Origin of the sequence: Hamadaea tsunoensis DSM 44101 (genome assembly GCF_000428945.1) — a bacterium.
In the GTDB taxonomy this organism is placed as follows: Bacteria; Actinomycetota; Actinomycetes; order Mycobacteriales; family Micromonosporaceae; genus Hamadaea; species Hamadaea tsunoensis.
The window spans coordinates 64699-79083 of sequence record NZ_AUAX01000027.1 but is presented as its reverse complement, the minus strand read 5'-3'; the positions used below and the strand labels follow the sequence as shown (position 1 = coordinate 79083).

Annotated in this window: 13 protein-coding genes; 8 read left to right on the top strand and 5 right to left on the bottom strand. The window is 69.4% G+C overall.

The features are described from left to right. Positions 1-134: 134 nt before the first annotated feature. Positions 135-1061 (bottom strand): SPFH domain-containing protein, encoded by a 927-nt coding sequence (locus tag G401_RS0131440; protein ID WP_084557830.1) that lies wholly within the window; start codon positions 1059-1061, stop codon positions 135-137. 905 nt (positions 1062-1966) lie between these two features. Here G401_RS0131440 and G401_RS0131435 point away from each other — a divergent pair. From G401_RS0131435 to der, 3 genes are read left to right on the top strand one after another with little or no spacing between them, the layout of a single operon-like run. After that, the gene (locus G401_RS0131435) at positions 1967-3151 is read left to right on the top strand and encodes an MFS transporter (RefSeq protein WP_051367408.1); all 1185 of its coding nucleotides are present in this window, start codon (positions 1967-1969) and stop codon (positions 3149-3151) included. 58 nt (positions 3152-3209) lie between these two features. Continuing rightward, positions 3210-3875, top strand: a complete 666-nt coding sequence (gene cmk, locus G401_RS0131430) for a (d)CMP kinase (protein ID WP_027345615.1) — start codon at positions 3210-3212, stop codon at positions 3873-3875. A gap of 8 nt (positions 3876-3883) precedes the next feature. Beyond that, complete coding sequence (der, locus tag G401_RS0131425; protein WP_051367421.1) at positions 3884-5263, top strand: ribosome biogenesis GTPase Der; 1380 nt, start codon at positions 3884-3886, stop codon at positions 5261-5263. Positions 5264-5279: 16 nt separating this feature from the next. Here der and G401_RS0131420 read toward each other — a convergent pair whose 3' ends face one another. Next, entirely contained in the window at positions 5280-6023 is a 744-nt protein-coding gene (locus G401_RS0131420) for an MBL fold metallo-hydrolase (protein ID WP_027345613.1), read from the bottom strand. A gap of 66 nt (positions 6024-6089) precedes the next feature. On the opposite strand from G401_RS0131420, the gene G401_RS49700 reads away from it, so the two are divergent. After that, the gene (locus G401_RS49700) at positions 6090-7061 is read left to right on the top strand and encodes a YihY/virulence factor BrkB family protein (protein WP_245601899.1); all 972 of its coding nucleotides are present in this window, start codon (positions 6090-6092) and stop codon (positions 7059-7061) included. Between the two features lie 58 nt (positions 7062-7119). Here G401_RS49700 and G401_RS0131410 read toward each other — a convergent pair whose 3' ends face one another. Genes G401_RS0131410 through G401_RS58690 form a run of 3 tightly spaced genes read right to left on the bottom strand, consistent with a single transcriptional unit; the run spans position 7120 to position 9496 of the window. Then, positions 7120-8088, bottom strand: coding sequence for a hypothetical protein (locus G401_RS0131410; RefSeq protein WP_027345612.1), 969 nt, complete (start codon positions 8086-8088; stop codon positions 7120-7122). Then, positions 8085-9200, bottom strand: a complete 1116-nt coding sequence (locus G401_RS0131405) for a S1 family peptidase (protein ID WP_027345611.1) — start codon at positions 9198-9200, stop codon at positions 8085-8087. Before G401_RS0131405 ends, G401_RS0131410 begins: the two co-directional genes overlap by 4 nt. Continuing rightward, positions 9197-9496, bottom strand: coding sequence for a trypco2 family protein (locus G401_RS58690; protein WP_027345610.1), 300 nt, complete (start codon positions 9494-9496; stop codon positions 9197-9199). Before G401_RS58690 ends, G401_RS0131405 begins: the two co-directional genes overlap by 4 nt. Positions 9497-9831: 335 nt before the next feature. On the opposite strand from G401_RS58690, the gene G401_RS0131395 reads away from it, so the two are divergent. The 4 genes from G401_RS0131395 to G401_RS49690 all read left to right on the top strand — a co-directional run bounded on the left by G401_RS0131395 (position 9832) and on the right by G401_RS49690 (position 14383). Further along, positions 9832-11334: a phytoene desaturase family protein gene (locus G401_RS0131395; RefSeq protein ID WP_027345609.1), complete on the top strand. Its 1503-nt coding sequence runs from the start codon at positions 9832-9834 to the stop codon at positions 11332-11334. A gap of 13 nt (positions 11335-11347) precedes the next feature. Continuing rightward, the gene (locus tag G401_RS55155; protein ID WP_051367406.1) at positions 11348-12130 is read left to right on the top strand and encodes a fatty acid desaturase; all 783 of its coding nucleotides are present in this window, start codon (positions 11348-11350) and stop codon (positions 12128-12130) included. Continuing rightward, positions 12127-12708: a TetR/AcrR family transcriptional regulator gene (locus G401_RS0131385; protein ID WP_027345607.1), complete on the top strand. Its 582-nt coding sequence runs from the start codon at positions 12127-12129 to the stop codon at positions 12706-12708. The genes G401_RS55155 and G401_RS0131385 overlap by 4 nt, the downstream gene beginning before the upstream one ends. Before the next feature lie 802 nt (positions 12709-13510). Then, positions 13511-14383: a serine hydrolase gene (locus tag G401_RS49690; protein ID WP_157546619.1), complete on the top strand. Its 873-nt coding sequence runs from the start codon at positions 13511-13513 to the stop codon at positions 14381-14383. Positions 14384-14385: the final 2 nt, after the last annotated feature.

Here is a 14385-nt window from a genome sequence, read left to right as displayed (position 1 = left end):
AACGTTGTCTCGGATTCCGAAGATACGCAAACAGGCGGATATGTCAATGCCTGTTCGGCTCCGGAAAGGGTTCCAAGGCAACGAAAAAGGGGCGACGCGCCGGATCGGCACGCCGCCCTTCGGGCCGTCCTGAGCTACTTCACGGGCACCACTGTGGTGGGCGGCGTACCGCAGCTGAATCCGGCCGGCAGCTCGCGGCCGTCCTTCACCATCCGTTCGACCATGTCGAGGCAGTTCTGGTACAGCACACCGGTCGTGTTGTTCGCCGCGGCCAGCAGATCGTTGGCCTTCTTCTGCGCCTCGGCCGTCTTCTGCCGCTGCTCGGCGATCTGCGTCTCGGCCACCGCCGCCAGGTACTGGTTGATCTTCGCCTGGATGTTGTCGTCGAAGCGTACGGACGGGATGGTCACGCTGCGGATGACGACGCCGGGCGGCATCGCCGCGGCCAGCTGCTGGCGCGTCCCGTCGGCCAGCGAGGACAGCGGCGTCTGCTCGCCGCCGACCTTGGTCAGCGAGACGAGCGGGTCGTACCGCTCGAACACCCCGTTCAGGGCGCTCGCCAGCTGCCGCTTCACCACGTTGTCCTGGATGTTGTCGAAGTTGCGGTAATCGCTGTACAGCTCGACGATGTTGGCGTTCGGGTCGATCTGCCACTGCACGGTGACGTCCACGCGGGCCGTCGCGGCGTTCGCGAGGCGTACCAGCACGCCGGGATGATCACCCTGCTCGCCGGAGAGCTTCAACGTCTGGATCGTGGCGTCGAACTGCTCGACCCCCGCCCACGGCGGCACGAAATGGAAGCCGTTGCGCAGCGTACCGACCGGCTTGCCGAAGCTCGTCTCGACGGCCACCGTCCGGGTCGGCACGATCTGCGCCGACGTCGCGAACAGCGAGGCCACCGCGATCAGCAGGACGAGGGTCGACCCCGCCCGCAGCGCGAGGCGGGCGGCACGGTTCGGGGCCGGCTTGCCCTTCACCGACGGCAGGGCGAGGCGGAACGACAGCACGATGCCGCCGATCGCGATGATCATGAGAACGATCAGGAAAACAAAAGCGCCCATCAGTCTTTCCCGGGGTGAGGGGGTGGGGGTCAGCCTCAGAGGATTGCATACAAGGTCAAATCCAGATCACGAGCAAGATCTTTTTAAGATCTTTGTCCCGGGTTCGTCGATCTCACCTCCGCTCCTCGCGCGGGAGACCGTTCCGGCGCGGGGCGCCTCCACTGCCACCTGAGTGGGGCGACGCATCCATCACCGCGGTCCGGTCACCGTTTCGCCCTTCACCCCCCTGGCCTTTGTCGCGACTGTCCGACTTGTGCGCGGGGGTACGGCCCGCCCCCGACGATCTTGCGCGAATGCCCCGAATTTCGTCCGGTGTGCCCTAAACGCCCGGACATTCGCGCAAGATCGTCGACTGCCTGGCCGGTATGGCGGCGCCGGGTCGGGCTGCTGGTGATCGTTTGCGGTGGGGATGTAGTTTCGGGGCCGCTCCCTTGATCCATCGCGGCCGAGATGTCACTGGGGCCGGTTTCCTGCAGCTGGACCGTTTTGGATCATGGGCGTGGGGCTTGTTTGGCATCAGTACCGCTGTGGATCACGCCCGAGCCGTCCGGCCTCCGGCCGGCGCCCGTGATGCGGGAACGATCTTCCGTCCAGTGGGACCGGGGTCGCCGACGGGACGATCGTTTACGGCTGAGGTGTGAATTCGGCCCGATCTGCATGATCGATGACGCGTCAGGTGTAGCCGGAGCCGGTCAACGCGCTCTGGAACCGTAAATGATCATGCAATAGCGGCGATTTCTACACCTCAGCCGCGAATGATCACCCCGTCGCCGATGCGCCCCCGCGCACATACGGACAGTCGCGACAAAGGCCGATGGAGGTTGGGACAAAAGATCTTGACTTGAGGGATCTGAGAAAACTGCCTAAGGTGAGTTTCCAAAAGAAACTAACCTGGGGAGTGGGCGATGCGCGACGTCCTGGGCACCCTGCGGCGGCTGCCGGTCTGGTTGCGGGTGCTGCTGGTCGGGCAGTTCGTCAGCGCGGTCGGCGGGCTCGCGTGGCTGTACATGACGCTCTACCTGGTCGAGGACCGTGGGCTGGCGACCTCGCGGGCGGGCCTGGTCGTGGCGCTGTACGGGATCGGCACCATCACCGGCAATCTCACCGGCGGCTGGCTCGGCGATCATCTCGGGCTGCGCAAGGGCCTGCTCATCACGATCGGCGGGTGGGTGCTCGCCTGCGTCGCGGTCCCGTTCGTGCCGACGGTGCTGCTGGCGGCCGCGGTGGCGGTGGCCGGGCTGGTCGGCGGGATGACGCGGCCGATCATGGGGGCGCTGGTCACGAGCTGCCTGCCCGGGGAACTCCGGCGGCCGGGGATCGCGCTGTGGCGGGCGGTCAGCAACGCCGGAACCATTCTGGGGCCGCCGATCGGAGCGCTGCTGTCCGCGTACTCGTTCAATCTGATCTTCGTGGTCGACGCCTTGACCAGCGCGGTGCTGTGGGCGGTGATCAGGGCTCGGGTGCCGCGGACGGCGGTGGAGCAGGTCAGGGCCGCGCGGACGAGGCTGAGGGTGAGTCCGTCGGTGCTGGGGTTGCTGGCCGGGATCGTGGTGATCGACACCGTGTACCGCCTGCAGTACTCGGTGGTGCCGCTGTGGCTGCGGGACCAGGGGGCGCCGACCGTCGCCTACGGGCTGCTGATCTCGATGAACTGCGTGATCATCGTGGCCGGCGAGGCGATCATCGCCGTGCGGCTGCGGCACCGGCCCGCGCTGCTCGTGATCGGCGCCGGCTTCGTGCTGGTCGGCCTCGGCTATCTCGTCCTGAGTGCACCGTTCGGCCTGGCCGCGGCCGTCGGCATGATGGTCGTGGTGACCGCGGGGGAGATGCTCTACAAGCCGACGGCGACCGCGCACGTGGCCGATGCCGCACCGCCGGGGCTCGCCGGGCGGTACCAGAGCCTGTACGGCGCGGCCTCGATCTGCGGGACGATGCTGAGCCCGGCCCTCGGCACCGCCCTGTACGCCGTGGCGCCGGCCGCGGTCTGGCCGGTGGCCGGCGCGGTCGGCCTGGCCGCCGGGGCGTTCACGCTGGTGGCGGGGCGCCGGGCGGCGATCGGGGGAGACGTCGGGCACGTCCGGCGGGCCTGAAGCGGTACGCGTCGCCCGGACCGGGCAGAATGGGACGGTGGAGTCCAGGGAGGTTCACGTGGCACAGCGTGTTGTCGTAGCGGTCGACGGACCGTCGGGTTCGGGGAAGTCGACGGTGTCGCGGCGGTTGGCGACCGCGTTGCAAGCGCGTTACCTCGACACCGGGGCGATGTATCGAGCCGCGACCTGGGCGGTGCTCGCGGCCGACGCCGAGCTGACCGACCCGGACGGCATCTACAAGATCGTGAGTGCCGCGCAGCTGGACATCACGACCGACCCGGCCGCCCCGGGCATCAGCGTCGACGGCGTGAACGTCGACGGGCCGATCCGCGGCACCGAGGTGACCCAGGCCGTCTCGGCCGTCGCCGCCGTGCCCGCCGTGCGCCGGCTGCTCGTCGAGCTCCAGCAGAAGATCATCATCGAGGCGGGCCGGATCGTCGTCGAGGGCCGCGACATCGGCACCGTGGTCGCGCCCGACGCCGACCTGAAGGTCTACCTGACCGCCTCGGCCGCCGCGCGGGCCGCCCGCCGCAGCGCCGAGGTGCAGTCCGACCACGCCGCGACCGAGGCCGACCTGGCCCGCCGCGACCACCTCGACTCGACGCGGGCGACCGACCCGCTGCGCCAGGCGGACGACGCCGTGGTGCTCGACAGCACCGGCCTCGGCATCGACGAGGTCGTGCGGGAGCTGCTGCTCCTGCTGGAGAAGAGGGCGGCCCGGTGACCGAGTGGGTGGAAGACGTCGACTACAGCACGGATCTCACCGACGATGAAGTGCTGCCGGCCCAGCCGGTGGTCGCCGTCGTCGGCCGCCCCAACGTGGGCAAGTCGACGCTGGTCAACCGCATCATCGGCCGCCGCCAGGCGGTCGTGGAGGACAAGCCGGGCGTGACCCGCGACCGGATCGCGTACGACGCGCAGTGGAACGGCCGCCAGTTCACCGTGGTGGACACCGGCGGCTGGGAACCCGACGCGAAGGACCGCGCGGCCGCGATCGCCCGGCAGGCCGAGATCGCCGTCAACACGGCCGACGTCGTGCTGTTCGTCGTGGACACCATGGTCGGCCCGACCGACGTCGACGCGGCCGCCGTGAAGATGCTGCGGGCGAGCAAGAAGCCGGTCATCCTGATCGCCAACAAGGCCGACAACGGCACGATCGAGCTGGAGGCGACCCGGCTGTGGTCGCTCGGGCTCGGCGAGCCGTTCCCGATCTCGGCCCTGCACGGCCGGGGCGCGGGCGACCTGCTCGACGCGATCCTGGACAAGCTGCCGACCGCGCCGCCGATCGTCGAGGAGCGCCCGCGCGGCCCGCGCCGCGTCGCCCTCGTCGGCCGCCCCAACGTCGGCAAGTCCAGCCTGCTCAACAAGCTGTCCGGCGAGGAGCGGTCCGTTGTGGACTCCGTCGCCGGGACCACCGTCGACCCGGTCGACTCGCTCGTCTCCGTCGGCGGCGAGATCTGGCAGTTCGTCGACACCGCCGGCCTGCGCAAGCGCGCCGGACAGGCCAGCGGCACCGAGTACTTCGCGAGTCTGCGTACGCAGGCGGCGATCGAGGCCGCCGAGGTGGCCGTGGTGCTGCTCGACTCCAGCGAAGTGATCAGCGAGCAGGACCAGCGCCTGCTCAGCCTGGTCGCCGAGTCCGGCCGGGCGGTGGTCATCGCGTTCAACAAGTGGGACCTCGTCGACGCCGACCGCCGCTGGTACCTCGACAAGGAGATCGAGCGCGAGCTCAAGCGCATCCCGTGGGCGTCCCGGGTCAACATCTCGGCCAAGACCGGGCGCGCCGTCGAGAAGCTCGCGCCGGTTCTGCGTACCGCGCTGGCGAGCTGGGAGCGGCGCATCCCGACCGGCCGCCTCAACCAGTGGCTCACGGCCCTCGTCCAGGCCACCCCCCACCCGGTACGCGGCGGGAAGGCCCCTCGGGTGCTGTTCGCCACCCAGGCCGGGGTCTGCCCGCCGCGGTTCGTCGTCTTCACGACCGGACCGCTGGACGCGGGGTACGTCCGGTTCCTCGAACGCAAGCTCCGGGAGGAGTTCGGCTTCGAGGGCAGCCCGATCGACATCTCGGTGCGTACGCGTCGCGAGGAGCGCGCCAAGAAGGCCCGCGAGTAGTCAGGGCGGCTGAGGATCAGGGCAGGTCGAACGAGAGGCCGGGCGTCGCGACGCCGATGCCGCCCGCGTAACCGGCTCTGGCCGCGGCGCGGGCGGTGTAGGGGTCCGTGCCCGGCCAGAGGTGGGTCAGCAGCAGGCTGCGTACGCCCGCCGCGGTCGCCTGGTCGGCGGCGTCCCGCGCGCTGCTGAGCATGCCCCGGGCGCTCTCGGGCACCTCTTCGGCATGGGTGGCCTCGGCGACGAGCAGATCCGCGTCCCGGGCCAGCTCGACCGTCGCGGGGCCGGGTCCGGCGTCGCCCGTGTAGACGATCGCCCGGTCGTTGGCGGTCAGGCGGACGCCGGCGTTCGGCACGAAGTGCGGCAGCAGCGCCGTACGCGCCGTGAACGGCCCGATCTCGAAGGTGTCCCCGGCCTCGAACGGCGTGAGCATGATCGCCGGGTCGAGCATCCCCGGCCGGTCGAGGGCCAGGACGGCGTCGAGCGCGCCGGGAAGCGCGTACACGGGCAGGGGTGGGGCGGGCTTGTCGGGCAGTGCCCGGGCCCGCAGCAGCGGGTTGAGGTCGGCGCAGTGGTCGGGGTGGCCGTGCGTGATGTAGACGGCGTCGAGCTCGTCGGCGGCGATGTGCGTCAGCAGCCGGGGCAGCGTGGCGTAGCCGGCGTCCACCAGGAGCCGGAAGCCGTCTTGTTCGACGAGGAAACCACTGCACGCCTGGCCCGGTTCCGGCCACGCGCCGCAGCCGCCGAGTACGGTGAGTCGCATGCGTTCAGCCTAGGCGTGATCGGCATTCTCCGGTTTACGCTTTCGGCCTGCGGGAACATGGACGCCATGGCCGAAAAGACCCCGAAGCCCGCGAGTCCCTGGCAGTTGCGGGGCACCGAGTGGCGCTCGGCCCTGGTGCGTACGGGGAAGGAATTCCAGGCCGACAAGTTGTCGGTGTGGGCCGCCGCGCTCACCTACTACGGGATGCTCTCGCTGTTCCCCGGAATCCTGGTACTCGTGGCGGTCGTCGGCCTCCTCGACGACACCGCCGTACGCCGGACGCTGGACCAGCTCGCGCCGATCATCCCCGGTTCGGTGCAGGACATCCTCAACGCGGCGCTCGGCAACGTGCAGGACAACCACGGCAAGACGTGGCTGGCCGTCGTCATCGGTCTCGTCCTCGCGCTCTGGTCGGCGTCGGGGTACGTCAACGCGTTCATGCAGGCCTCGAACGCGATCTACGACGTCCCCGAGGGGCGGCCGATCTGGAAACGGCTGCCGCTGCGGCTGGGCGTGACCGTCGTGATCGGCGTACTGCTGGTGATCAGCCTGTTCACGGTGGTGCTCAGCGGCGGCGTCGCCGAACGGCTCGGCGCGCTCGTGGGCCTGTCGGAGCAGGCGGTGACGGTCTGGAAGGTCCTCAAGTGGCCGCTGCTGGTGGTGCTGGTGGCGGTCATGCTGGCGATCCTGTACTGGGCCTCGCCCAACGCGCGGCAGGGCGGATTCCGCTGGATCAGCCCGGGCGGCCTGCTGGCGGTCGTGCTGTGGATCGCGATCTCGGCCGGCTTCGGCTTCTACGCCGGGCATTTCGGCAGCTACAACCGCACATACGGGGCGCTCGGCGGGATCATCGTGTTCCTGGTCTGGCTGTGGCTCACCAACCTCGCGATCCTGCTCGGCGCGGAGTTCGACGCGGAGCTGCAGCGGCAGCGCGCGATCCGGGCGGGAGCGCCCGCGGACGAGGAGCCCTATCTGGAGCTCCGTGACGACACCAAGGTGGACGACGGCAGGACGCAGGACCGCGGCGACCTGGGCTGACACATCTGTGGGACGTTTCTTGGCCCGAGGCACTGCCCCGCGCGCCCCGGGCCGGCTCCTAGGACTGCGGGTGGCGGGATTCTCCGTCGCGACGGCGGAGGTTCGCCTTGACCTGGTCGATGACGGAGTTCGCACTGAGCATGGTCACGTTCTTGTACTCCTTTGAGGTCCGCTGGTCGACCAGTCCGAGCGCGATCGTCGCCCGCTCGCCGCCCGCGACCAGCACCTCGAGGTCCTTGAACTCGAATGCCGCGTTCGCCAGCTCGACGTTCTCCACGTTCGCGTTCGAGACGGGAGCGGGCGTACCCGGCTGCCAGGCGATCGCGTAGGTGCGGGTGGTCACCGCAGAGACCTGCGTGTAGGGGTAGTTGCGGGCACGCTCGCGGCTCAACCGGCCGGTGGCGAGGTCGAGCTCGCATTCGTAGATGCCGAACTGCCAGCTGGTCGGGCAGATGGCGGTCACCCGGCACCGGGAGAACAGCAGCTCCGTCATACCGCCGGTGACGAGCACGATGGACGTCGGGGCAGCCGGGCCAAGCAGCATCATCGGCTGGCGGCTGCCTTCCTGGGGTGCGGGCAGCCCGTGGGCAAGCGCGTACTGGCGCTGCTCGCGGTCCCAGTCGGTCTCCAGTTCCAAATCCTCGGGTACGAGTCGGAGTTCGGCCATGGCTCTGGCGCTGATCCGGTTTACCTCCATGGTGACGAGACTGATGATCCACTCGGCCGGCGGTTTCGGCACAGCGAGGCTGAGCCGCCGCTTGTACTCGCCGGCCTTGGCGGAGTACTTGGCGAGACCGGCGATGCCGGCGACCGCTCCGCCGATCAGAAATGGGATGGAGCAGCAGAGGCCGCCTGCGAGCCCGCCGCCGCTCTGAGTGGCGCCGATGCCCATCAGAAGGATTGTGACGATGACGGCGGCGCCGCCCAGCGACAGTAGAAGGATTTCGTTGGTGTAGCTGGGTTTCAGGGGAACTGGTGTGAAGAACCGGTTGACGGCGGCCTCTCGGTCCGCCAAGGACATGGTCATGTGTTTCCTCCTTCAGAACGCCTGTGCAATGCGGCCCACACGGAACTGCTGGGTGCCGAGAACTGCGCGCAGATCCGGGCCGCCTCCGGCCGTGGCACGGCGGCGACCACTTCGTGGAGCAGACTCCGGGGCAGCCCGTCCGCGCGGCCGCTCGCCATCCCCGCGTCCTCGTCGATGAGGAGATGGAGGGCGCGCGCCTCCGGTAGCGTCGAGGCCAGCCGCAGGTGATCGACGATCTCTCTCGTCGAGCGGTGCCGCCGCGGAGCGACACCGCGCAGCAATGCCAGGGCGAGAAGGTAGTGCTCGCGTGCTGCCCCAGACCGCCCTACCGCCTGGCTCAGGGCACTGATGACTTCCTCGTACTCGCGGTGGTCCAGGGACCGGAGCACTCTCGTCACCGAATACGCCTGCCGGAGGTCGGGGAGGTCGGCAGCCCGCCACGGCAAGCCGAGACGAGTTCGCAACTGGTCGAACCTGGCTGCTCCGCCGAGGCTCGCGTACCAGCGGGTGACGGGGACCGCGGTCAGGCAGGCGAGGGGCGCATTCGGCTCGTGCTGGCGTACGACACCGACGACGTGGCCTTCGACCAGTACCGACGCGCCGGAGAAACCTTCCCACGGTGAGTGGTCGACATCCGTGCGAGCTGCCGGTGGCGGGACGAGGACTTCGATCGTCCCTTCGCGCAGATTGCTGAGAGCCGCGATCCTTCCCCGGGCATCGTGCGAGTCCCGGTACATGATGTCGCCGAGGGCCTGCTCGGTTCGGAGCTTGAAGCGTGGGAAGCCGACGATCCGGCAAGCGACCGGGTCGGCGCTCTCGCCGAGCCGCCCGAACGGAATCCGGCCGCCGACGACGCCGCGAGCAGGAATGGCAAGGTGTAGGAGGGCGACGTCGATCTCCGGCAGGAAGTCCAGGACTTCGGCATGCTGGTCGACCACCGCATCGCCAAGAAACGTCCGTACGGTGACGGAGCGGGCCCCTGCGACGACATGACTCGCGGTCAGCGCGAGGGAATCGGTGACCAGGTATCCCGAGCCGAAGTACCTGTGCTCCGGTGAACTGCGTGCTACGACCTGGACCACGCGAGTTCGCTCGACCTCGACGGAGGTCACTGCTCGGACTCGCCCGCGGCGCCGCCCTGCACGAGAATCCGGTCGCTCCCGTGCCCACCCACGGGCCTCAGAGTCAGCTTCACCCGCTGCGAGCTCGAGGTCGATCCCCGAGCGTTCGCTCCGGCCTCGACGATGACTATCCGAACCTTGCCATCGACGCCCGACGACCTTTCTATCGAAACCTCGCATTCGATTTCGACCGGGCCGACCTCAAAGCGCACTCCTGTCGTCGGAGCTGCCTTTGCGGCTCGTGTCAGGCTCTCGCGTACATCCGCTATGAGTTCTGTGAGTTCCATGTTTCGCGATGCCTCTCGGCGTTGTTGAGCAGTGACAACGAAACACTCGCCGAGTCGGCACGGGCGACGCCATAGGGCGAGTGTTCGGGTATTCGTGATGATTCGATAGCGCTTTTCGCCAGGCGTACACCGGTGGTCTTGCATGGAGGTGGCCATACGCCGAGTCGCGTGTACACAGTCGCGGTGGCCCGGGTGCCACCCGGGCCGGGCGCGGCGTAGATCGTGACTGGACGGTGATGAATCGGACGAACCCGGCGGAGGTCGGCTCGACAGCCGAGGGGGAGCGGTTCATCCGGGGCCTTGACATCAATGGATCTCATCAGGATTCTGAACACATGTTCAGAACAAGCGTTCAGAACACCGAAGTCGCATGCGCTGAGGTCGCCGTGATCGGCGGCGGCCTGGCCGGCGTGGCCACCGCGCTGCGCCTGCAGGCCGCCGGGCTGTCCACCGTGGTCGTCGAGGCCCACGGTCATCTCGGCGGGTGTGCCGGCTACTGGCGGCACAAGGGTTTCTCCTTCGACGTCGGTGCCACCACCCTCGTCGACTTCGAACCGGGCGGGGTGGGCGCGGAACTGCTCGCCTCGACCGGCGTGCCGCCGCTCGCCGGCGAGGCGCTGCCCGGCTACGAGGCCTGGCTGCCCGACCGTCGCGTGAGCCTGCACCGCGACCAGGCCGCCTGGCACGCCGAGCGGTTGCGCGCCTTCGGCGACGATCGCGCGCACCGCCGCTTCTGGGCGCTCCTCGACCAGCTCGCCACGACCTTCTGGGCCGCGAGCCGCCGCGGCGTCCGCCTTCCCGTCCGCTCCGCCGCCGACCTGGTGCGCGACGTCCGCATCCTCGGCGCCGACCTCCCTCAGGTCCGCCACCTCGGCCGTACGCTGGGCGGAGCGCTGCGGGACTGCGGCCTGGCCGAGGACCGGGCCCTGCGCGCGCTGCTCGGCATGCTCGTCGAGGACACCGTGCACAGCACCGTCGACCGGGCGCCGCTGATCAACGCTGCGCTGGGCGTCACGATCCGGGGTGCCGGGCTGACCCGGGCGACCGGTGGGATGCACGGGTTCTGGCGTACGCTCGCCGGTCGTTACCGGAGTCTCGGCGGTGTGGTGCTGGCCGGAACGCGGGTGTCCCGGGTGGACGGATCCGCGGGCGGGTTCACCGTCGAGACGGGACGTGGACCGGTCCGTGCCCGCCGGGTGGTGTTCGCCGTGCCCGCCCCGACCGCGGCCCGCCTGCACGACGGGCTCGGCCGGCGGCTCGACCGCTACCTGCGCCGCGACGCCGGTGAGATGGGCGGTGCGGTGCTCGTCTTCCTCGGCGTACCCGCCGACGAGGTGGCGGGATCGTCGTTCACCCATCATCAGCTGCTGGAGAGCTACGAGAAGCCGATGGGGGACGGGAACAACATGTTCGTCTCCGTCTCCGCGCCCGGCGACGAGATCTCCGCGCCATCGGGGCACCGGGCGGTGATGATCTCGACGCACACCTCGCTGGCCGGGTGGCGGCTGCCGGAGGACGCGTACCGGCAGCGCAAGAAGGAGATCACCGAGCATCTGGTGACGCAGGCCCGCCGGGTCTACCCCCGGCTCGGCGAGCGGGCCGTCGTATCGGCCACCGGTACGCCGCGTACCTATGAACGGTTCGGTTTCCGGCCCGGGGGAGCGGTCGGCGGTCCCCATCAGACGCTGCGCAACACCAACCAGTTCGCGATCCCGCACGATCTCGGCGGCCGCGGGATCTGGCTGGTCGGCGACTCGACCTGGCCCGGCCTCGGCACCGTCGCCTGCGTCCTGGGCAGCCGCATCGTCGCCGAGGGCATCCTCAAGGAGAAGCCGTGACCAGGGAGAAGCCGTGACTGCTCTGCCGTCCTTGCAGGAACTCGGGACCGACCTCCTCGTCACCACCCCCCGCCAGCGGCGGCTGGCCCTGGCCCGGCCGTTCGCCGGTGTGCTCTGCTTCGCCGCGGTGGCGTGGCTCGGCTGGTGGTGGCTGACCCCGCTGGTCGTCTTCGGGATCTTCGTCGCCGTCGTCACCGTCACGCACGACGTCGTGCACCGAACGCTCGGCCTCTCCGAGCGGCAGACCGACCGCTGGCTGTTCTGGCTCGGACTCGTGCTCCTGGAGAGCGGGCACGCGTACCGGATCACGCACCGGCAGCACCACCGGATCTTCCCGAGCGTGGACGATCCGGAGGGGTATCCGGCGGACCTCAGCCTGCTCGGCGCCGTCCTCTATGGACCGGTGTTCCTCTTCCGGCTGTGGGCCTGGTCGTTCGCCCGGGCCCGGTTGCGCGACCGGCTCTGGCTGCTCGCCGAGGCCGCGGCGCCCGTGTCCGCGGTCGTCGGCGGGCTGTACTTCCGGCCGCTGCTGGTCTACGCGGTCCTCGCCATCGCCGGCAGCTGGGTCTACCCGCTGCTCACCGTCTACCTCCCGCACCACGGGTACGGCGACGAGCCGCTGCGGCAGACGCGTACGCTGCGGGGGAAGATCATTCCGGCGGTCTTCCTCGAGCTGACCTACCACCTGGAGCACCATCTGTACCCGCAGGTCCCCAGCCACAACCTGCCTGAGCTGGCCCGCCGCCTGGACCCCGTCCTGGCCCGCGCGGGCGTGCGGCCGGTGGCCGTGCCGTGAGTACGCGCGAACGCATCCTCGACGCCGCGATCGCCTCCCTGTGCCGGCACGGGTACGCGAAGACGACCGCCCGGTCGATCGCGGCGCTCGGCGGCTTCGCGCCCGGTGTCCTCTACTACCACTTCGCCGACCTGGACGACGTGCTGGTGGCGACGGCGGCGTACACGAGCGGGCTGCGGGAGGAGCGCTACCGGTCGCTGGTCGGGGTCGAACGGGCGGCCGATCTCGTCCACCGCCTCCGCGACCTGTACGCCGACGACCTCGCGTCCGGCCACATCGAGACGATCCAGGAACTGATCTCCGCCGCCCGCCCCGGTACGCCGCTGGCCGCCGCGCTGAACGACGCGACCAGGGAATGGGAGGCGCTCGCCGAGCAGATCCTGCGCGGGCTGCTGCGCGGCAAGCCGCTGGCGCGGCTGGTCCAGGTGCCGGTGGTGGCCCGCGCGGCGGTCGCGTACTACCTGGGGATGCAGACACTGACGCATCTCGACGGGGACGCGGCGCGGCCGGCGGCGGCGTTCGACCAGGCGGCCCGGCTGGCCCGAGCCTTCGACAAACTGCCTCGCGTACGCCGCTGAGCGTACTGTCCCGAATGGAGTGATGGGGCGCTCCGGTCGCAGGTGTGGGTGGGGCTCGTGCGGCGATTGTCCGGATCGAGGGCGCGACGAGCGACGCCGGCCTGGTCGTTGACCGGTACCTGATGCGGGCGTGGCGATCCGTCGCGTCGGACCCCCGCAGAGAGCCTGGACCAGACCCAGCTTTGTCGCGACTGTCCGGTATGGAGGCCGTCCGAGTGGGGCGGCGCCGGGGTGTCGAGTGGGTGGGGTGGCTGCCCTGCGCTTTGTCGCGACTGTCCGATGTGACGGTGAGGGTGGAGTGGATCTGGTGCAGTTTCTGTTGCTGGGGCGACAGTTTCTGTTCAAGATCGATCGGCGGCCTGGTCCCTCTGCGGCGATCTTGCGCGAATGTCCGGGCTTTTCGGGCATTCGTTGCTAGACTCGGGGCATTCGCGCAAGATCGCCGCGAGCCGGAACCGGTCTCCCGTGCGAGGAGCGGAGGTGCGATCGACGAACCCGATCGTCCGCCGGACCGTCAGCCGACCCTGATCATGTCGCGCATATATGTCGAGGTAGACCGCTTATCCATGATCATGTAGCGCATATACGTCGAAAGCCGGGTCGCTGCGACATATATGCGCTACATGATCATGGCCGGTGCGCGCATGCCAGACGACGGTGAAGGATGCTTCGCCCCACTGAATCGACGAACCCGGGACAAAGCTCGTGATCAAAAGATCTTGACTTTAGAAGATCCCCAGAGCAGAGATCCTATCTTCCTAGGATGCCTTAGCGGGTGTGCGGCGCACGGTAGATTCCACGGGTGCTACGCCGAACCATGATCAAGCTCGGGGTCCTCCTTCCGCTGGCGACCACCGCCTGCGCCGCCCAGACCGAGCAGCCGTTGACGATCGTCTCGGGGAAGCCGTCGGCGTCACCCCGGGCCCTGCGGTACGCCGAGGCCGCCGGCGTGCTGGCCGGGCGGCCGGGGACGATGGGGATCATCGTGTGGGACCGGCAGTCGAACACGTTCTGGCGGGAGGGCGACACCGCCCATCCGACCTGGACCGCCTCGACGGTCAAGCTGGCGATCGTGACGAGCCTGCTCGAACAGGCGCGTACGCACAAGATCACTCTGTCGGGCGCCGATCATCAGGATGTCGCCGCGGTCCTGGACGTGTCGGACGACAACGCGGCCACCCGGCTGTGGAACAAGTGCGGCAAGGACAAGCTCGTTCCCCGGTTCCGGCAGGCGTACGGGATGACCGGGCTCACCTTCGTCGACGGGTTCCCCAGGTTCTGGGGGCATATGAAGTGCACCGCCGAGGACCTGATGCGGCTGATGGCGTACGTGCTGGAGAAGGTGAACCCGCAGGACCGGGAGTTCCTCCTCGACCGGATGCGGCACGTCGGCGCCATCCAGCAGTGGGGTGCCTGGGCGGCCGGACCGTCGCAGCAGCCCGGGGTCAAGAACGGCTGGTCGATCGAGCCGGACGGCGGGCAGAAGCACTGGGTCGCCAACACGGTCGGGTTCGCCGGTCCCGGCGCCCGGTACGCGATCGCGGCCATGTACGACCTGCCGGCGGGCAAGACGATCGACGACGGCGTACACGCGGTGAGCGACGTGATCGCGACGATCTTCGGGCAGGTCGTTCCGGCGAAGGTCACGGTGCCCGATCCCAGCACCGGACTCTGAAT